The sequence below is a fragment of the Ruegeria sp. AB5 genome, assembly GCF_056542645.1.
Map to the genome: position 1 here is coordinate 20,245 of NZ_JBQGAE010000002.1, position 19,484 is coordinate 39,728.

Sequence of the window (19,484 nt, forward strand, 5' to 3'; positions counted from 1 at the left end):
TTCATTCCCCCGGTCGTGTCGCCCCTGTATCCGAACGCGGTGAGCGAACCCGCAGAACCGGGGTGTTGGCCGAGGTGGTGTTCGACCGGCTCTCGCGCCAGACGACGAAGACACCGGATGCGATGATGATGCTGGCGCCGACCGCGACCCAGCCGTCCGGGTGCTCGCCGAAAAAGATCATACCGAAGATCGTGGCCCAGATGATCTGGCTGTACTGGCTGGGGGCGACGACCCCGGCAGGTGCCGCGCGATAGGCCAGGATGATCAGGTGCTGGGCGATGACCGAGAAGACGCCAACCAATGCCATCATCGCCAGATGTAGCAGCGAAGGGGGCTGATAGACGGCGGGCTGCAACAGGCTCATGACCAAAATCGCCAGCAACATCGGGTAGAGGATCAGCACGGCCGAGCGTTCTTCATTTCCGATCTTGCGGACCAAAACAGACCCGAACGCGCTGCAAAACGCCGCCGTCAGGGCTGCGAGGTGGCCCAGAGTGATGTCTGTCGCGCCGGGGCGCAGGACGATCAGAACGCCGATCAGGCCAACTCCGACGGCGGCCCAGCGCTGGGCGCGCACGACTTCCCCAAGTATCGGGATCGACAGGACCGTAACGATGAGGGGGAAGGCAAACAGAAGCGAATAGACCTCGGCCAGGGGCAACACCGAGAACGCGTAGAAGGCGCAGACCATGGATGTGACCATGAGGGCCGACCGCAGCAGCACCAGCCAGGGGTGATGCGGCAGGAAGTTTCCCGTCGTGCGATCGGTCAGAATTGTGACGGCCATCGGCACAAAGGAAAACAGCGTGGCGAAAAAGATGATCTGCATCACCGAATAGGTCCCACCCAGCACCTTGATCAGCGCGTCATGGCTGGCAAAGACCGCGAATCCCAGAAACGCGAAACCAAGTCCCCGGAGGGTGGTGTTTTGAGTGCTCATCGCTGTGGCCTCAGGTAATATGTCGGTGTGGTGGCATAGTGCCGTCGCAGCCAAATGGGGCTGTCTTGCCCCTGAGTAAACCCATTTTGCCGGTCCGCATAGCCTTTATTTTACCGCTAACATGCAAAGCTGCCATGTCGTGGCATCAACGTAGGATCGGAGGCGCGCCCTTCTTTTGACGCGCCGATTGAACGCCGGCTTTCATGCCAACGCCGATACGGCGGGCGAGCGCGACCCAGGGGGTGGCTGTCTCGGAGGGTAGGGTTTCAGCGGCAACTTCTTCGAACAGGTCCAGCCAATGAGCGAACATTTCTGGCTGCACATCGGGCCGTTCGCTATGAACCCTCTGCGGATTGCCGTCATAGCTGCGCTCATACAGGATGGCGTTGCGCCAGAAAGCGGCGATCTTGTCTTCATGTGCGGGCCAGTCGGTGACGTGGTGTGCAAAGATCGGGCCCAGCACCGGGTGCTGCCGCACACGGGCGTAAAAGGCGTGGACTTGCGCGTTGATCTGTGCGGACGTCACGGGAAAGCGCGGGGAAAGGGTGGGTCTGGTCATGGTGGCCTGAGTTTCGACTCTGTTTTGGGCAGATAGGTCGTTCCGGCATCAGCTGACAGGGGTAGTTTTGTCGCGCCCATCCGGTGTCAGAAGGTGCCGCAGCAGGGCGACCGGATGCGCCCTGAGGCTGAGGCGGGTGGCCACGTAATCCTCGACCACCTGCTCGCCCAGCGTCATCTGCGGCAGATAGGCCTGAGGTTCGTCCAGCGCTTCGCCCTCCAGATCCTGTGAGAACAGCGGCAGCGGCTTGGCGGTGGCAATCGCCTTGGCCTGCCACAGAGCCTCGCGCCGGGTCAGACCACAGGCGGCAAAGGCATCGGCCTCGGCCAGCCGTTCGATCACCGACGGCCCCAGCCCGGCGCGGCGCCAGACGTCATCCACCTGAGTGTAGCCGTTGCCCCGTGCGGCGGTCAGCCAGCTGGCGTCTTCCTCGCTGAGGCCTTTGATCTGGCGGAACCCCAGCCGCAGGGCCAGCCCGCCATGGCCATCAGGCTCCATCACATTGTCCCAGAAACTGGCATTGATGCAGACCGGGCGCACCTCAACCCCATGCTCGCGCGCATCGCGCACGATCTGGGCAGGGGCATAGAAGCCCATCGGCTGCGAGTTCAGCAGCGCGCAGGCGAAGATGCCCGGATGGTGGCATTTGATCCAGGCCGAGGCATAGACCAGCAGCGCAAAACTGGCCGCGTGGCTTTCGGGGAAGCCATAGGACCCGAACCCTTCGATCTGGGAAAAACAGCGTTCCGCGAAATCCTGCTCGTACCCGTTGCGTTTCATCCCGCGTAAAAAGAGCGCGCGGAACTCGCTGACATTGCCATGTTTCTTGAAGGTCGCCAGAGACCGCCGCAGCCGGTCCGCCTGTTCCGGGGTGAAGCCCGCACCGACAATGGCGATCTGCATCGCCTGCTCCTGAAATAGCGGCACGCCCAGTGTTTTGCCCAGCACATCCCCCAATGCGTCCGAGGGGAAGCTGACCTCCTCCTCTCCGTTCCGGCGGCGGATGTAAGGGTGGACCATGTCGCCCTGAATCGGGCCGGGGCGGATGATGGCGACCTCAATTACCAGATCGTAGAAATTGCGCGGCCGCATCCGGGGGAGGAAGTTCATCTGCGCCCGGCTTTCCACCTGAAACACCCCAATAGAGTCTGCTTTGCACAGCATATCATAGACCTCGGGGTCCTCGGGCGGCAGGGTGGCGAGGGTATAGCCGGTCTGATGATGCTGTCCGATAAGGTCGAACGCCTTGCGGATACAGGTGAGCATCCCGAGGCTGAGGACATCGACCTTCAGGATGCCAAGGCTGTCGATATCGTCCTTGTCCCAGCAGATGACCGTGCGCCCCTCCATCGTGGCGTTTTCGATGGGGACAAGTTCGTCCAGCCGCCCCTCGGTGATGATGAAGCCGCCCACGTGCTGGGATAGGTGACGAGGGAAGCCATCGATCTCATAGACCAGCATTAGAGTCTGTTTTAGCCGTCGATCTTCAGGATCGAGGCCAATTTCCCGCATCCGATGCGCCTCAAGCCCCTTGGTCGAGAAAAAGCCCCAGAGCTGTGAGGACAGGGCCGAGATCGTGTCCTCGGTCAGACCCATGGCGCGGCCGACCTCACGAATGGCACGCTTGCCGCGATAGTGAACAACCGTGGCGCAGAGGCCCGCGCGTTCGCGGCCGTAGCGATCGTAGATATGTTGGATCACCTCCTCGCGGCGTTCGTGTTCGAAATCGACGTCGATATCGGGCGGCTCGTCGCGGGCCTCGGAAACGAAGCGCTCAAAAACCATCGTGCCCATCTCGGGGCTGACCTCGGTGATGCCGAGGCAGAAACAGACCACCGAATTGGCCGCCGAGCCACGTCCCTGACACAGGATATCGCGCGAGCGGGCGAAATGGACGATATCGCGGACGGTCAGAAAGTAGGGTTCGTATTTCAGCTTGCCGATCAGGGCGAGTTCATGCGCCAGCATCTTTTTCGCCTTCTCGGACGCGCCTGCCGGATAGCGCCATTGCAACCCCTCATGCGCCAGGCGGTGCAGGCGTTCGGTCGGGGTTTCCTGTTCGCTGCCTTCGCTGGGATATTCATAGCGCAATTCATCAAGCGAGAAGGTGAGCTGTTCGCTGAGGTCATAGGCACGGGTGACGGCCCCCTCGTGCCCCTTAAAGATACGCCGCATTTCAACCTCGGAGCGCAACCGCTGTTCGCCATTGGCCAGCGCGTCGCGGCCCAGCTCATCCACCTTGCGGCGCAGGCGGATGGCGGTCAGCACATCGGCCAGCTTGCGGCGTGCGCCATGGTGAATCATCGGCGCGGCACTGGCGAGGGTGGGGATATCGAGTTGCTTTGATTCAGTCTCTAATAAAGAGAAATATGTACTATCCGCGCCATCATACCGAGGGTGCATCAAAAGATGCACCTGCCCATCAAAGCGGCGCGTCAGCTGTTGCGCCTGTGTCCGCCACGCGCTCGCGCCGCCCTTTGACCGGTCTGCTTGTGGCCAGAGCAGCAGGTGGAGGCCGTCGGAAAACTCCAGCAGGTCGGACAGGTGCAGGATGCAATCGCCTTTTTCCGCACGCAGTCGGCCTTTGGACAAGATGCGGCACAGGTTTCCCCAGCCCTGCCGGTTCAGGGGCAGGGCGGTGACCATGGGCGCGTCGGTGAAGATCAGCCGCGCTGCCGGGATCAGGCGCGGCACCGCGTGGATCGGGTATGAAGGCGGTTTGGGGATGTGATCGGGGCAGGGTGGGCCTAGGCTCGTGTTCTGCGCCTCCCATTCCAACCGTTCGCGCACCTTGCGGGCGATCTCGCGCCCTCTGGTATGTGCACGAACGATCCCGGCGACCGAATTGTCATCGGCGATGGCAATGGCAGGCAGGCCCAGAGTGACCGCACGCTCCATGTATTCCTCGGGGTGGGAGGCCCCGGTGAGGAAGGTGAAGTTCGAGGTGATCGACAATTCGGCATACATGGCGATTCCCTATTATATTCACGTTTTGTTCTTTTTCGAGTCCTTTGCGCAGGAAACGGGTCGCCCGGGGGTGGCGCAAACGGCAAGGTCGGGAAAAAAGGAGACAAGATATGTACAAGATCACCGCTTTGCCCACGCCGCAGGTTCAGGCCTATCGTGAGGGCGCCCCAGACGGATATGGCAACCCGCCGGAACGCGCTATTTCGGACGGGCAAGGCAACCCCTGCCGCCATTGCCTGACTTATATTCCCGAGGGAAAAGAGATGCTGGTGCTGGCCCATCGGCCCTTTCCCGAGCCTCAGCCTTTTGCCGAAACCGGGCCGATTTACCTTTGTGTAGAGCCTTGTCAGCGCTATGAGGCCCCCGCGGATTTGCCCGAGGCGCTGACAGCCTCACCGCAATATCTGATCAAGGGATACGGGGCGGATGACCGGATCGTATACGGCACCGGAATCATCACGCCTCAGGATCGGCTGTACCAGTCTGCCGAGGATATCTTTGCGCGTCAGGGTGTCGCCTATATCCACATCCGGTCGGCGTTGAATAACTGCTATCACGCGCGGATCGACCGCGCCTAAAGCTTGACCCGGCGCAACCCCCGGCCTAGTTGATCCTGATCGTCGGCCGGGGCATCGCCCGCCCGGGATGAGGTCAGCGCCAGGAACACATCCTCAAGATCCGCCTCTTCGGTGCGGACGTCGCGGATACGGATGCCCACGGCCCTGACGGATTCCAAAACCTGTTCCGCGCTGGTCTGGGCGCTGCGATAGCGCAGCACCAGGCTGCCATCGTCGCGCAGCCTGGCCTCGACCCCGTCGGTTGCAGGCAGGTCCGAGACGGGACCATCCGGAATAATAACCATCGTCCGGCCATCCATACGGCCCAGCAGGTTCGCCGTGCTGTCTTGCGCGATCTTTTCGCCATGATTGATGATGGCGATCTGGTCACACATCTCTTGCGCTTCTTCCAGATAATGCGTGGTCAGGATGATCGTCATGCCCTGTTCGTTCAGCTTGCGCACATTGGCCCAGAGCATCTGGCGTAGCTCGATATCCACGCCCGCCGTGGGTTCGTCCAGAACCAGCACTTTGGGGTGGTGCACCAGCGCTTTGGCCAGCAGCAACCGACGCCGCATCCCGCCCGACAGGGTGCGGGCATAGGCCTCGGCCTTGTCGCTGAGGCCAACCAGTTCGAGGATCTCGTCACTGCGCCGCTGCGCCTTGGGCACGCCATAGAGGCCAGCCTGAACCTCCAAAGCGTCGCGCGGGGTAAAGAACGGGTCCAGGTTCAGCTCTTGCGGCATCACGCCGATGGCGGCGCGGGACTGACGTGGGTTCTTGTCCTGATCGTAGCCCCAGATCGACACATGGCCTGCGGATTTCACCACCAGCCCGGCCAGAATGTTGATCAGGGTCGATTTCCCGGCCCCGTTCTGCCCTAGCAATCCAAACACTGATCCGCGCGGGATTGTCAGGTCGATGCCCTTCAGCGCTTGCTTTTCGGGCTGGCCCTTGCTGCCGCGATAGGTCTTGCGCAGCCCTTCAATCCTGATTGCCGCATCGGTCATGTGGCTCTTGCCCCCGGTTTGCTCATCGCTCATAAACGCACCTACTGCATGCCCGCGAGGCCGACAACCAGTGAAGGATCGCCAGCCGTGACAATCGAAGCGCCGGAAACCAAGATCGTCGAAACCTCTCGTGTCGCCTGTGATGGCGGCGAAGGTGCATTGGGCCATCCGCGCGTCTGGCTGCAGATCCCCGAAGACACCGGCTGGGTCGAATGCCCCTATTGCGATTGCAAATACGTCTTGAAGGGGCATGAGGCCAGCGCCTGAATGCGCAAAGCTGCGGGCAGGGTTGGTCTCTGCCTGATTGCCGGGATTTTCCGACCACGATCGGTTTTTTGAGGCCAATGGGCCTTTCAACGTGCTGCGAACCTGCAATGTCAGGGTCGGAGAGATGCTGCGCGCCGCGGATATACGCTTTGGCATATGGGTACCACTGCCATACGCGATCATTTTGTCCCGCTTGAAATACCAATCCGGCCAGCATTAACCTGCCCAAATAATGTCGTTTTCAGACGATAGCTTTGCGCAGGCAAAACCGAAGGAGTGTTCAGATGAGCGCCAGTATTCAAAACTCCAACCAGCCGGTCTTTGGATGGGTTGGGTTCGGCGTCTCGGCCGTGGCCCTGTTGGCCGCCCTGTTTCTGTTCTGGGCCGGACCCTTCGCGCCGCAACAATCCACGGGTGTATCACTGGGAGAGCTTGCAGCCGAACTTGGAAAATCCACGCTGCGCTCGGCCGCGGGGCTTGACCAACCCGAACCGGTGGCACGGGTTCGTGATCTGGACGACTATCTTCAGATCGGCGTGGCTCTGCTGGGCGGATTTGCCATTGTTCTGTCGGCCATAGGTATTCTGCGCCACGAAAAACTGCGCCCGGCCATTGCGGGTATCGCAATCGGCATCGGCGCAATCCTGTTTCAGTTCTTTGCCTTTGCGTTTTTCGCTTTCCTCGGCGTGCTGGTCATCATGGCGCTGCTCAACAGCTTTTCGGACGTCTTTAGCGGCCTGTTCGGCGGATAGTTCACCGTCTGTACTGGTCACCCGTGCGCCCCTGTGGCAGAACCATTCCTGACCGACAGGGAGCGCGCGCATGAGCAATTTCGGAAAAGGGTGTCACCTTCATCTTATTGACGGCTCGGCCTTTATCTTCAGGGCCTATCACGCGCTGCCGCCGCTGACGCGGAAGTCTGACGGGTTGCCAATTGGGGCCGTGTCGGGGTTCTGCAACATGCTGCAGAAATATGTCGAAGGGAACACTGGGCCAGACGCGCCGACCCATGTGGCGGTGATCTTCGACAAAGGCTCTCATACGTTCCGCAATGACATGTATGACCTCTACAAGGCCAACCGCGAGGCGATGCCCGAGGATCTGCGCCCGCAAATGCCCCTGACCCGTGAGGCAACCAAAGCCTTCAACATCGCCTGCAAGGAGCTTGAGGGATATGAGGCTGACGACATCATCGCCACGCTTGCCGTTCAGGCGCGTGAGGCCGGTGGCCGCGTCACGATCGTCAGTTCCGACAAGGACCTGATGCAGCTGGTCGGCGATGGGGTCGAAATGCTGGATGCGATGAAGAACAAACGCATCGACCGCGATGGTGTGTTCGAGAAATTCGGCGTCGGACCCGAACGTGTGGTGGACGTGCAGGCGCTGGCCGGGGATAGCGTAGACAACGTGCCGGGGGCTCCGGGCATTGGGGTCAAAACGGCGGCCCTGTTGATCAATGAGTTCGGGGATCTGGAAACCCTGCTGGACCGCGCCGAAGAGATCAAACAGCCCAAACGCCGTCAGACCCTGATCGAAAAGCGCGACCAGATCGAGCTGTCGAAAAGGCTGGTGCAGTTGGACGAAAACACGCCTCTGGATTTCACTCTGGACGATCTTGAGGTGCAGGACCCGGAACCGGACACCCTGCTAGGCTTTCTGGCCGAGATGGAGTTCCGCACCCTCACCAAGCGCATCGCTGACAAGCTTGGGGCTGAGGCACCGGTGATCGCCGACGCGCCTGCGCCGGTTGAAGCGTCGCCAGCCGAAGACATCCCATTCGATGCGTCGAAATACGAATGTGTCCGCGATGCGGAGGCTTTGCAGAAATGGATCGATCAGGCCTATGAGCGGGGCTGGGTCGCGGTGGATACCGAAACCACCGGGTTGAACGAGATGATCGCCGATCTGGTCGGCATTTCGCTGTGTATCGAGGCGGGCGAGGCTTGTTATATCCCGCTGATCCATCGTCAAAGCGCAACTGACGATCTGTTCGGCTCGGACGCGTTGGCAGAGGGGCAAATGCCACTGGTTCAGGCTCTAACATTGCTGAAACCGATGTTCGAGGACCCGTCGATCCTGAAAATCGGGCAGAACATGAAATACGACGCCAAGATTTTCAAACGCTATGGCGTGGACGTGGCGCCGATTGATGACACGATGCTGATGTCCTATGCGATGCATGGCGGTGAGCATGGGCATGGCATGGACACGCTGTCCGAACGCTATCTGAACCACACGCCGATTCCGATCAAACCGCTGCTGGGGTCCGGCAAATCCGCTATCACTTTCGACAAGGTTCCGATTGACGAGGCCACGGCCTATGCCGCCGAGGACGCTGATATCACCCTGCGTCTGTGGCAATTGTTCAAGCCGCAACTGCATCAGGTGCAGGTGACGACGGTTTACGAAACGCTGGAACGCCCGCTGGTGCCGGTTCTGGCCGAGATGGAGATGCATGGCATCAAGGTTGACCGCGATGTTCTGTCCCGGATGTCCAACGCCTTTGCCCAGAAAATGGCCGGGTTAGAGGCTGAAATCCACGAATTGGCCGGTGAGAACTTTAATGTCGGCTCGCCCGCGCAGCTGGGCGAGATTCTGTTCGACAAGATGGGCCTTGAAGGCGGCAAGAAGGGCAAGACGGGCAAATACTCGACCGGGGCCGATATCCTTGAGGATCTGGCGACCGAGCATGAATTGCCGCGTCGGGTACTGGATTGGCGGCAGCTGTCGAAATTGAAATCGACCTATACCGACGCGCTGCAGACCCATATCAACCCCGATACGGGCCGGGTGCATACATCCTATTCGATCACCGGGGCCAACACGGGTCGTTTGGCCTCGACCGATCCGAACTTGCAGAACATCCCTGTACGCACCGAAGAAGGCCGCCGTATCCGTGAAGCTTTCATTGCCGAGCCGGGAAATGTGCTGGTCAGCCTGGACTACAGTCAGATCGAGCTGCGGATTCTGGCGCATATCGCTGATATTCCGGCCTTGAAACAGGCGTTTTCGGACGGGTTGGACATTCACGCCATGACTGCGTCGGAGATGTTCGACGTGCCGCTGGACGAGATGACGCCGGATATCCGCCGTCAGGCCAAGGCGATCAACTTTGGTGTGATCTATGGCATCTCGGGCTTTGGTCTGGCGCGCAACCTGCGCATTCCACGGGCCGAGGCCCAGGGCTTTATCGACCGCTATTTCGAGCGTTTCCCCGGTATTCGGACCTATATGGACGACACCGTCGCCTTTGCCAAAGAGAATGGCTATGTGCAGACCCTATTCGGGCGCAAAATCCATACGCCCGAGATCAATGCCAAGGGGCCGCATGCCGGATTCTCGCGCCGGGCGGCGATCAATGCGCCGATCCAAGGAACAGCTGCCGATGTGATCCGCCGCGCAATGGTGCGGATGCCGGAAGCAATCGATGGGTTGCCGGCAAAGATGCTGTTGCAGGTCCACGACGAATTGTTGTTCGAAGTGGCCGCAGATGCGGTGGATCAGGTGGTCAACGTGGCGCGCGATGTGATGGAGGGGGCCTCGGACCCGGCCGTCAAGCTGGATGTGAAACTGGACGTGGATGCCGGGCAAGGGGCCAATTGGGCCGAGGCGCATTAAGGGGGGTTCTGTGGGGGAGTACTGGGTGCGCTGCTCATCAGGCCCGGCGGGCCATCTTCGCAGCGGGTCAGGCCTTGGGCGGCCTGACAAATCGGTCGACCAGTCGTTTCACGGCAGGCCCAAGGCTTAAGATAACCACGAAGGCGATGGGCCAGCAGAACATCCAGGACGCCATCCAATCCGATAGGGTGCTGGGTCCGAGTCCGATTGCCTTGACGGTCGCGATGCCGGTCACAATGCAGGACATCAGGCCCGACATGATCAGGCAGAACACAACATGAGAAAGGCGATCAGCAGTCATCGGTATCATCCATCAAATATCTTTCGCATGATGTGAAGTATTTTTGCGGCAAATGCCAGCGTTAGCCGTGCTGGGTGTTGATCCAGCCCAGCGATTGCTCAGTACGTGGGGTTGATGGCGTGTACTCGGCACTGACCCAGCCCTGGTAGTCGCTATCATCCATGGACTTGAAAAGGCGGGAAAAATCGGTGGTCCCGAGACCGGGTTCCGATCGATCCGGGGCGGCACCGATCTGGGCATGGACCACCCGATCCCGATACTGGTGCCAGATGGCCAGCGCATCCCCGTGGATCATATGGGCATGAAAGCTGTCAAATTGCAGGCCGACATTGGGCCGATCAACCTGATCCAGAACATTTGTTGCCAGTGCGTAGTCGTTCAAGAAATAGTCGGGTTGGGACACCGGGTTGAGCGGCTCGATGGTGAACTGTTGGTTAGGTGCGGCATCTGCGGCCCATTGCAGGTTCTGCACGAAACAAGCCATCGCCTGCGGCCCGGATGCGTAGCCTGACATGATGTGGATGTGCTTGGGCCGCAGAATCTCGGCATAGCGCAGAACCCGAAGGATATCGGATTGGAACCGTGCTTCGCCGCCGGGTATCGCAGCATAACCCGGCGGCCCGCCGGTATAGTTGGGCGGCGGCGCGTTGATGAGAACCAGATCGAGCCCGTGGGCCAGCAGCGCACGGCGGGTTTCTTTTGCCGCCAGATCGTAGGGAAAAAGGACTTCGACGGCTTCGAAACCGGCCCGAGCGGCTGCGGCAAACCGGTCGAGATACGGCAACTCGGTGAACAGCAGCGAGAGGTTGGCGGCAAATCTGGGCATGAGTGGTTCCGGCAGTGTGGTGCTTGCAGCTTAGCGAGGGGGCGTGTTTCAGGAAAGGGACTGAAAACGACAGATTGTCGAAAATCGACCAGATCACGAGCCCGGTCTGAGAGACGATCTTCGGGACTGCGACGAATCATTGCTGTCGTCGCATTGACGAAAGGTCCGAACCCTATGGCTTTTAGTCCAGACCCTGTTCGCGGGACGTCTTTGTCTTTGCCGGGCGGTCGGCGCTCGGCATTGTCCGGCAACGGTCTGGCTGTTGCGTCCATGCTGACTTGGGCCGCAGGGTTTCCGGCTGCCGAGGTCCTGCTGCAAAGCTGGCCGCCCATCGCACTGTTTGCCGCGCGGGTGGCCTTGGCGGTGGCGGTCATGGTCCCGATCTGGATCTGGCTGGACGGTCCGTCCCGTGTGGTGCGCGCCCGCTGGGGCCGCGCATTGGTTGTGGGCGGTTTCGGGATTGGCGGCGGCATGTTCCTGATCCTGATTGCGCAAAAACTGACCGATCCGGTTACGGTCGCCATCATTGCATCCTGTGCGCCTTTGGCGGCCACAGTGTTGGAAATGGCGGTTGGTGCGCGACGTCTGAAGTGGAATTTTGCCGCTGGCATGTTGATATCGATCATCGGGGGCCTCATCGCCACCAGCGCTCTGGCTCCGGCGCAACTGGGTTTGGGCGCGGCCTGTGCGGTCGTATCCACGTTTCTGTTCTGCTGGGGCAGTATGGCGACCGCTCGGGATTTTCCCGAACTGAGCCAAATGGGCCGATCGACAATCACCTTCGTGGGCGGTTTGGTGATGGCGGCGGTTTTGCTGGCCGGTGCGCATCAGTTGGGATTCGATCTGCGCCCCTCCAAACCGATGGATTTTGCCCAGGGTGGAATGCTGGTGCTGTATGCGCTGATCTCGATGGGCCTCAGCCAGGTTTTCTTCATTGCCGCCGTCAGCAAACTGGGCGTCGCGTTAACGTCGTTTCACATCAACGTTGCGCCATTCTATGTCATGGTGATCATGCTGGTACTGGGAGAAGCATGGGACTGGACCCGCGCGCTGGGCGCGGGGATTGTCGCATTGGCGGTTGTGGTTGCGCAGGACCGCAGAACGGTCTGATCCTAACCGTCAGTCAGAGCCTCTGCAGATATCAACGGAAAGAACTGACCATCGGACCAGACACCGAACCAGCCTTCATGCTCGGTTCCGATATCCACGAGTCGGTAAAAGCTTTTGCGGTCGATGCGCGCCTCAAGGTTGCTGCGGATCAATAAATACGGTGCAGGCTCGTCTGTTTCCGAATTGATAACAATGCGGAGTGGGTGATCGGGGCCCGCCACTGCCGTATCGCCCACATGGGTCGTGAAAGTCAGCACCTGCGCGCGACCATCTCCCGCTTGGTCAAAATCCACGGCGAGGAAGGGGGCATCTTCGACGGTGATTCCCACCTTCTCGACGGGGGTCACGAGAAAGTATTTCTCGCCTTCTTTCTTAAGAATTGAGGAAAATAGCTTCACCAACTCGAACCGGGTGATGGGCGAGCCTAAATAACTCCAAGAGCCATCTTTGGCGATCTTGATGTCCAGATCGCCACAAAACGGAGGATTCCACAGGTGAACGGGCGGTAAACCCTTGGTTTTGGCTGCTTTGACTGATGCAGCCAAACCATCCGGCGAAGGTTTCACAGGTTTTTGTCCGCTCATTGCTTTTGCCATTTCCTCTTAGCGCGATACACTTCATCTATAATAGTCCACGGAAGGGAAAGTCATGACCGAACCTGCCGACCTCGTATCCGAGATCGAAGCGCTGGAAACCAAGCTGCAAGAGGCCAAGGCCTCGATCACCCGCCGCTTCATCGGGCAGGAAAGGGTCGTGGACCTGACCCTGACGGCGCTTTTGTGCGGTGGCCATGCGTTGCTGATCGGATTGCCGGGGTTGGGCAAGACGCGGCTGGTTGAAACCTTGTCGACGGTGATGGGCCTGCATGGCAACCGTATCCAGTTCACGCCCGATCTGATGCCCGCTGATATTCTGGGGTCCGAGGTATTGGACACCGCCGATGATGGTTCGCGCCATTTCCGGTTCATCTCGGGGCCGATCTTCTGCCAGCTCTTGATGGCGGATGAGATCAACCGGGCCAGCCCTCGGACGCAATCGGCGCTGCTGCAGGCGATGCAGGAACGCACGGTCACCGTGGCCGGCGAAGATCGCTCGCTGGGCGTGCCGTTTCATGTTTTGGCCACGCAAAACCCGATTGAACAAGAAGGCACCTATCCGCTGCCCGAGGCTCAGCTGGACCGGTTCCTTGTGCAGATCGATGTGGAGTACCCAGATCGCCAGACCGAGCGGGATATTCTGCTTGCGACCACAGGTGTCGAAGAAGGCAATGCGCATGAGATTTTCACCAAGGAAGAGCTTTTGGCCGCACAGGTTCTGCTGCGGCGGATGCCGGTTGGCGACTCGGTTGTCGAACTGATCCTTGATCTGGTGCGCGCCTTCCGCCCGGATGAGGCTGGCGTGTCAGAACGTGTCGCCGAAACCGTGGCCTGGGGTCCCGGCCCCCGTGCGGCTCAGGCGCTGATGATGACAGTGCGCGCCCGGGCGATGCTGCAAGGGCGTCTGGCCCCGAATGCCGAGGACGTGCTGGACATGGCCCGCCCGGTGCTGAGCCACCGTATGGCGCTGAACTTTGCGGCGCGTGCGCGGGGTGACAGCCTCGCTGATCTGATTGAATCCACAGCCGCCGGTTTGATCCGAACCGAGGCCGCGGCGTGAATGCGGCGCTGACCCTTCGTGAACGATCCGAGGCCGAGGCGTCCCGGCTGCCGCCCCTTCTGGCGCGCGCCGAACATCTGGCCGGAACCGTCCTGTTGGGAGATCACGGGCGACGTCGTTCGGGCATGGGTGATGATTTCTGGCAATACCGCCCGGCTCAGATCGGCGACAGCCGCCGGATGATCGACCATCGGCGTTCGGCGCGGGGAGATCAGCAATTTGTGCGCGAACGCGAATGGCAGATCGCGCAATCCGTGATGCTGTGGGTCGATCAGGGCGCCTCGATGCGGTTTTCTTCGGACAAAGCGCTGCCCACGAAAGCGGATCGGGCGCGTCTTTTGGGTCTGGCGACGTCGATCCTGCTGGTGCGCGGGGGTGAACGTGTGGGTTTGACCGGAACAACCCTTCCGCCTCGCCGTGGCAATGCGCAGATCATACGATTGGCGCAGGCGTGGTCTGAAGATTCAGACCCCGACTATGCTCCGCCCGAACACAGGGCCATGATCCCTCATGCCCGGGCGGTGTTCATTTCCGATTTTCTCGGTCCGATGGATGAGGTTGAACTGGCGCTGACCAAGGCCGCCGACCGCGGCGTGCGCGGTGTGATTTTGCAGGTGCTGGACCCAAGCGAGGAAACCTTTCCCTATCGCGGTCGCACCATCTTTGAAAGCGTGGGCGGGACTACCCGCCACGAGACTCTCAAGGCCGGTGATCTGCGTGATCGGTATCTGGACCGATTGGCGCAACGCAAGGACACGCTGACCCGACTGTGTCGCGCAACAGGGTGGCAGCTGGGGCTGCACCACACCGGTGATAGCGCGCAAGCGGCTCTATTGTGGCTCTATCGGGCACTGGACGGGGGCATGCGATGACGGTTCTGGCGGGCATCGGCTTTACCGCCCCATGGGTGTTGCTGGGTCTTCTGACTCTGCCGATCCTGTGGTTGATCCTGCGCGCCGTCCCGCCCGCGCCCATCCGCAGGTTGTTCCCGGCAGTGACCCTTTTGCTGGGCCTGAAGGATGACGAAAGCGTCTCGGACCGCACGCCCTGGTGGCTGCTGTTGCTGCGCATGTTGGCGGCGGCGGCGATCATCATCGGACTGGCGGGGCCGGTTCTGAACCCGTCCCGAGATCAGACAGGCACCGGACCCTTGCTGTTGGTGCTGGACGCAAGCTGGGCGGGGGCGACTCGCTGGTCGGCGACGATCGATCAGATCGACGCGCAACTGACCGAAGCCGGGCGCGCGGGGCGTCCCGTCTCTATACTGCGTCTGACCGAGCCTGAAGCGCCGGTGTTTCAGGCGGCCGAGGCGTGGCGCAATCGCCTGCCCGGCCTGATGCCGAACCCCTGGCAGCCGACCGAAGCTCAAATCGCTCAGGCCATTGCTGCGTTGGAACAGGTCGAAGGGGGATTTGACACGCATTGGTTCAGTGACCGGCTGAGTTATGACGGACACGCCGGTTTAGTGTCTGATTTACAAGCCCGTGGTGAGGTCATCGTTTATCGCTCCAACTCACCCGCGATGGCGCTGTTGCCCGCTGCGTACCAAGACGGGGTGATCCAGCTGACCGCTTTGCGTGCCGAGCCTGGACCCGAAGACCGGATCACCGTTCTGGCCCAGGGACGCGACCCCGCAGGCACGGCGCGCGTTCTGCAATCTGTGGAAATGACGTTCGAAAACGGTGCGACCGAAGCGCAGATCGAATTGGCTTTGCCCTCTGAACTGCGCGCGCGGATCACACGGTTTGAACTTCAGGGTCAGAGATCCGCAGGCGCCGTAACCCTGACCGATGACAGCCTGCGCCGACGCGAAGTCGCTCTGATCGCCGGAACGATCAACCGTGAAGGGCTGGAGTTGCTGTCGCCCCTTCACTACCTGACGCAGGTTCTCATTCCCACCGCAGACTTTGTCGAAGGCGGTTTGCTTGAGGTTCTACCCGCAAACCCGGATGTGATTGTTCTGTCGGACGTGGCGCAGATGTCGGACACAGAAGAGGCGGGTTTGATCGAATGGGTCGAACAGGGCGGTCTGCTGTTGCGCTTTGCCGGACCCCGCATGGCCGCCAGTGATCTCGGTCGCGACGAAGAGGACACCCTGCTGCCGGTGCGTCTGCGCAGTGGCGGGCGCAGTGTCGGAGGCGCGATGAGTTGGGGCGAGGCCAAGACATTGGCGCTGTTCCCCGAAGACTCACCTTTTTACGGGCTGCAGATTCCGGAAGACGTTGTGGTCTCGACGCAGGTCATGGCGCAACCGGACCCCAATCTGGCGGACCGGGTGATTGCCTCGCTGTCGGATGGGACCCCTCTGGTCACGCGCAAGGCGCTGGGGTTGGGTCAGGTTGTCCTGTTCCACGTGACGGCGGATGCGGAATGGTCCAGCCTGCCGCTGTCGGGCCTGTTTGTCGAAATGCTGGACCGTCTGGCCGTGGCTTCTGCCGCGAAATCGCGGCAGGTGGATCAGCTGCAAGGCACCACGTGGGAACCGGTGCAGATCATGGACGGGTTCGGCGCGCTTTCAGATGCGGGCACTTTGGCGGGGGTGGATGGCGTAGAACTCGTCTCGGGCCAGATCGGCCCCGACATTCGCCCCGGTCTTTATGAAAGTGGCAAGCAGAAGCTGGCAAGAAACGTTCTGTCCGAGGAGTCGGTGCTGCGCCCGGTCGACTGGCCCGCGGATGTTCCGATCCGGGGGCAGGAAATAACGTCCGAGACGCCTTTGGGTGGTCTTTTGCTCAGCCTTGCGTTGATCCTTTTGACCATCGACGTGATTGCATCTCTGGCCTTGTCTGGCCGGTTGGGACTGGCCAAGGCAACGGCTGTAGCTCTTGGTGCAATGCTGCTGGTGCCCGAGGCACAGGCGCAATCCCCCGAGGAGACGGATTTTGCCCTTGCGGCAACGCATGAGCTGGTGCTGGCGCATGTCCTGACAGGGGACAGCCAAGTGGATGACATCGCGCAGGCCGGTCTGCGCGGTTTGGCGCAAACGCTGTTCTACCGCACCTCGGTCGAACCTGCGGAACCCATCGGCGTGGATCTGGAACGTGACGAGCTGGCCTTTTTCCCGTTGCTCTACTGGCCGATCACGCCAGACCAGCCGCAGCCCTCGGACGAAGCCTATGCCAAGCTGAACGCTTATCTGCGCTCTGGCGGCATGATCCTGTTTGACACGCGGGACGCGGACATTGCCGGATTTGGCGCGTCCAGCCCGAACGGGCGCAAGCTGCAGACCCTGGCCGGCCCGCTGAATATCCCAGCGTTAGAGCCTATTCCACGGGATCATGTCCTGACCCGGACCTTCTATCTGCTACAGGACTTCCCAGGTCGCTATGCGGGCACAGATGTCTGGGTCGAATCCGCGCCGCTGGATGCCGAACAGATTGAAGGCATGCCCTTCCGCAACCTCAACGACAACGTGACGCCGGTTGTGATCGGGGGCAATGATTGGGCCGGGGCATGGGCCGTGGATCGCAACGGGCAGGCCTTGCTGCCGGTGGGTCGCGGCTATGCGGGCGAACGTCAGCGCGAGTTGGCCAATCGCTTTGGGGTCAATCTGGTGATGCATGTGCTGACCGGGAACTATAAATCCGACCAGGTCCATGTGCCTGCTCTTTTGGACAGGCTGGGACAATGACCGGAACCGTCATCTTTGATCCACTGATCCCATGGCCTGTACTGGCGGTTGTTGCCGCGATAGCGGTGGCAGGTGTGACTTTGGCCGTCTGGCGTGGACTGTCTGGGTGGGCGTTGCGTGGATTGGCCGCGCTGGTCGTGATCGCGGCCCTGGCCGGTCCTGTGTATCAGATCGAAGACCGCGCACCCCTGACGGATATCGTTTTGATGATCGAAGATGAAAGCGCCAGTCAAACGCTTTTGGACCGCGCAGAGCAGACCGCTGAAGCTGCCGAAGCATTGGCGGCCGAGATCGAGTCCCGCGACAACACCGAGCTGCGCCGCATACGCGTCGGTGACGGGGATGGAGATGAAGGCACGCAGGTGATGGCTGCCGTCAACGCCGCCTTGGCCGAGGAACCGCGCGCACGGGTTGCAGGTATTCTCGTGATCTCGGACGGAATCGTCCACGATGTCGATCAGGCCCCTGACCTGCCAGCGCCCCTGCATCTGCTGCAAACCGGACGCGAAAGCGACTGGGACCGCAGGCTCATCGTCCGCAATGCGCCAGCCTTTGCCATTATCGGCGAGCCGGTGACGCTGACCCTGCGTGTCGAAGACAGCGGCGCTGCCCCCGGCGGAGCGACCAGCGCACCGTTGTTGATCTCGGTCGATGGCGGAGAGGCCGATGAATTCCGAATTCCGATCGGCGTGGATGTCGAGCTGCCGATCACCTTGCCGCATGGCGGGCGCAACGTGATCCAGTTTTCGGTGCCGCAGGCCGAGGGCGAGTTGACCGACCGCAACAACACAGCGTTGATCCAGATGAACGGCGTGCGAGACCGGCTGCGGGTTCTGTTGGTCTCGGGCGAACCTCATCCCGGGGGGCGCACCTGGCGGAACCTTTTGAAATCAGACAGTTCCGTTGATCTGGTGCATTTCACCATTCTGCGCCCACCGGAAAAGCAGGATGGTGTGCCGGTCGATGAGCTGTCGCTGATCGCGTTTCCCACGCGCGAGCTGTTTCTGGAAAAGATCAACGATTTCGACCTGATCATCTTTGACCGCTACAAGCGTCGCGGCATTCTGCCCGCGATCTATCTGGACAACGTGACCGACTATATCAATGACGGTGGTGCGGTGCTGATTGCGGCGGGTCCTGATTTTGCCACGGCTGACAGTATCTTCCGCTCTCCCCTTGCTTCGATCTTGCCGGCGCAACCGACAGCGCGCGTGATCGAAGAGCGGTATGTGCCCATGGTCAGCGATCTGGGGCACCGACATCCGGTGACCACCAATCTGGGAGATTCCGAGGATTGGGGCGCGTGGTTGCGCCAGATCGATGTGAACCATCGCACCGGTCAGGTTTTGATGACCGGGGTCGAGGAACGCCCGCTGCTGGTTCTGAACCGGGTGGGTGAGGGGCGCGTGGCGATGCTGGCCTCGGACCATGCGTGGTTGTGGAGCCGGGGGTTCGAAGGTGGCGGACCACAGCTGGAACTGTTGCGCCGTCTGGCCCACTGGATGATGAAAGAGCCCGAGCTTGAAGAAGAGGCGCTGTGGGCCGAAGCCACTGGTCAGTCGATGCGCATTATACGCCAGACGCTTGAGGACGAGGTCGGCCCGGTCACGATCACCCGTCCCAACGGCGAAACGCTGGAACTCACGCTGGAAGAGGTCACGCCCGGTCGTTTCGAGGCGCAGTATTTCGGTCCCGAGATTGGCCTCTATCGATTGCAGGAAGGAGAGCTGATGGCGGTGATCGGGCTGGGCCCCGCCGCGCCGAAAGAGTTCGAACAAACGATTGCAACCAGCGATATTCTCGAACCGGTGATTGATGGGATGCGCGGTGGTGTGATCCGGTTGGAAGATGGCGTGCCATCTGTTCGCACAGTTCGGGTCGGGCGTCCGGCTGCCGGGCGCGGCTGGATCGGCCTGACCCCACGCGAGGCATATGAAACGCGCGACGTCACGCAGGCGGGTTTGCTGCCGCCCTGGCTGGTCTTGCTGCTTGCGGGTGGTTTCCTGCTGGGGGGCTGGCTGCGGGAAGGTCGCCGCTAGCAG

Annotated in this window: 17 protein-coding genes; 10 read left to right on the forward strand and 7 right to left on the reverse strand. The window is 60.9% G+C overall.

The window, feature by feature from the left end; translation table 11 throughout:
• Position 1: 1 nt before the first annotated feature.
• The 3 genes from ACR0L4_RS05385 to ACR0L4_RS05395 form a co-directional block, all read right to left on the reverse strand.
• Positions 2–940 (reverse strand): DMT family transporter, encoded by a 939-nt coding sequence (locus ACR0L4_RS05385; RefSeq protein WP_170750236.1) that lies wholly within the window; start codon positions 938–940, stop codon positions 2–4.
• Between the two features lie 145 nt (positions 941–1,085).
• Entirely contained in the window at positions 1,086–1,499 is a 414-nt protein-coding gene (locus ACR0L4_RS05390) for a group III truncated hemoglobin (protein WP_480511195.1), read from the reverse strand.
• Between the two features lie 48 nt (positions 1,500–1,547).
• The gene (locus ACR0L4_RS05395) at positions 1,548–4,466 is read right to left on the reverse strand and encodes an error-prone DNA polymerase (RefSeq protein WP_480511197.1); all 2,919 of its coding nucleotides are present in this window, start codon (positions 4,464–4,466) and stop codon (positions 1,548–1,550) included.
• Between the two features lie 110 nt (positions 4,467–4,576).
• On the opposite strand from ACR0L4_RS05395, the gene ACR0L4_RS05400 reads away from it, so the two are divergent.
• Positions 4,577–5,044, forward strand: coding sequence for a DUF1203 domain-containing protein (locus ACR0L4_RS05400; protein ID WP_480511198.1), 468 nt, complete (start codon positions 4,577–4,579; stop codon positions 5,042–5,044).
• On the opposite strand, the gene ACR0L4_RS05405 is transcribed toward ACR0L4_RS05400, so the two are convergent.
• Positions 5,041–6,033 carry an ABC transporter ATP-binding protein gene (locus tag ACR0L4_RS05405; RefSeq protein WP_480511790.1) on the reverse strand — a complete coding sequence of 331 codons (993 nt, stop codon included), beginning with the start codon at positions 6,031–6,033 and terminating at the stop codon, positions 5,041–5,043. The genes ACR0L4_RS05400 and ACR0L4_RS05405 overlap by 4 nt on opposite strands.
• A gap of 87 nt (positions 6,034–6,120) precedes the next feature.
• Between ACR0L4_RS05405 and ACR0L4_RS05410 the strand changes: the two genes are divergently transcribed.
• The 4 genes from ACR0L4_RS05410 (at position 6,121) to polA (ending at position 9,918) form a co-directional block, all read left to right on the forward strand.
• Positions 6,121–6,300 carry a zinc-finger domain-containing protein gene (locus ACR0L4_RS05410; protein ID WP_480511200.1) on the forward strand — a complete coding sequence of 60 codons (180 nt, stop codon included), beginning with the start codon at positions 6,121–6,123 and terminating at the stop codon, positions 6,298–6,300.
• Positions 6,301–6,337: 37 nt separating this feature from the next.
• On the forward strand, positions 6,338–6,520 hold the full coding sequence (locus ACR0L4_RS05415; RefSeq protein WP_480511202.1) for a DUF2459 domain-containing protein: 183 nt from the start codon (positions 6,338–6,340) through the stop codon (positions 6,518–6,520).
• A gap of 64 nt (positions 6,521–6,584) precedes the next feature.
• Complete coding sequence (locus tag ACR0L4_RS05420) at positions 6,585–7,052, forward strand: hypothetical protein (protein WP_480511204.1); 468 nt, start codon at positions 6,585–6,587, stop codon at positions 7,050–7,052.
• A 70-nt stretch (positions 7,053–7,122) separates the two neighbouring features.
• Positions 7,123–9,918, forward strand: a complete 2,796-nt coding sequence (gene polA, locus ACR0L4_RS05425; protein WP_480511206.1) for a DNA polymerase I — start codon at positions 7,123–7,125, stop codon at positions 9,916–9,918.
• A 67-nt stretch (positions 9,919–9,985) separates the two neighbouring features.
• On the opposite strand, the gene ACR0L4_RS05430 is transcribed toward polA, so the two are convergent.
• Positions 9,986–10,219 carry a DUF2798 domain-containing protein gene (locus ACR0L4_RS05430; RefSeq protein ID WP_480511208.1) on the reverse strand — a complete coding sequence of 78 codons (234 nt, stop codon included), beginning with the start codon at positions 10,217–10,219 and terminating at the stop codon, positions 9,986–9,988.
• 61 nt (positions 10,220–10,280) lie between these two features.
• Positions 10,281–11,045 (reverse strand): hydroxypyruvate isomerase family protein, encoded by a 765-nt coding sequence (locus ACR0L4_RS05435; protein ID WP_480511210.1) that lies wholly within the window; start codon positions 11,043–11,045, stop codon positions 10,281–10,283.
• Between the two features lie 174 nt (positions 11,046–11,219).
• On the opposite strand from ACR0L4_RS05435, the gene ACR0L4_RS05440 reads away from it, so the two are divergent.
• The gene (locus ACR0L4_RS05440) at positions 11,220–12,155 is read left to right on the forward strand and encodes a DMT family transporter (protein ID WP_480511212.1); all 936 of its coding nucleotides are present in this window, start codon (positions 11,220–11,222) and stop codon (positions 12,153–12,155) included.
• Positions 12,156–12,157: 2 nt separating this feature from the next.
• Here the strand turns inward: ACR0L4_RS05440 and ACR0L4_RS05445 are convergent, their stop codons facing one another.
• The gene (locus tag ACR0L4_RS05445) at positions 12,158–12,739 is read right to left on the reverse strand and encodes a DUF1285 domain-containing protein (RefSeq protein ID WP_480511214.1); all 582 of its coding nucleotides are present in this window, start codon (positions 12,737–12,739) and stop codon (positions 12,158–12,160) included.
• 64 nt (positions 12,740–12,803) lie between these two features.
• Between ACR0L4_RS05445 and ACR0L4_RS05450 the strand changes: the two genes are divergently transcribed.
• The 4 genes from ACR0L4_RS05450 to ACR0L4_RS05465 are packed head-to-tail and all read left to right on the forward strand — an operon-like array spanning position 12,804 to position 19,481.
• Entirely contained in the window at positions 12,804–13,811 is a 1,008-nt protein-coding gene (locus tag ACR0L4_RS05450) for an AAA family ATPase (protein ID WP_170750224.1), read from the forward strand.
• On the forward strand, positions 13,808–14,683 hold the full coding sequence (locus tag ACR0L4_RS05455) for a DUF58 domain-containing protein (protein ID WP_480511216.1): 876 nt from the start codon (positions 13,808–13,810) through the stop codon (positions 14,681–14,683). Before ACR0L4_RS05450 ends, ACR0L4_RS05455 begins: the two co-directional genes overlap by 4 nt.
• Complete coding sequence (locus ACR0L4_RS05460; protein WP_480511218.1) at positions 14,680–17,442, forward strand: DUF4159 domain-containing protein; 2,763 nt, start codon at positions 14,680–14,682, stop codon at positions 17,440–17,442. Before ACR0L4_RS05455 ends, ACR0L4_RS05460 begins: the two co-directional genes overlap by 4 nt.
• Positions 17,439–19,481 (forward strand): hypothetical protein, encoded by a 2,043-nt coding sequence (locus ACR0L4_RS05465; protein WP_170750221.1) that lies wholly within the window; start codon positions 17,439–17,441, stop codon positions 19,479–19,481. The genes ACR0L4_RS05460 and ACR0L4_RS05465 overlap by 4 nt, the downstream gene beginning before the upstream one ends.
• Positions 19,482–19,484: the final 3 nt, after the last annotated feature.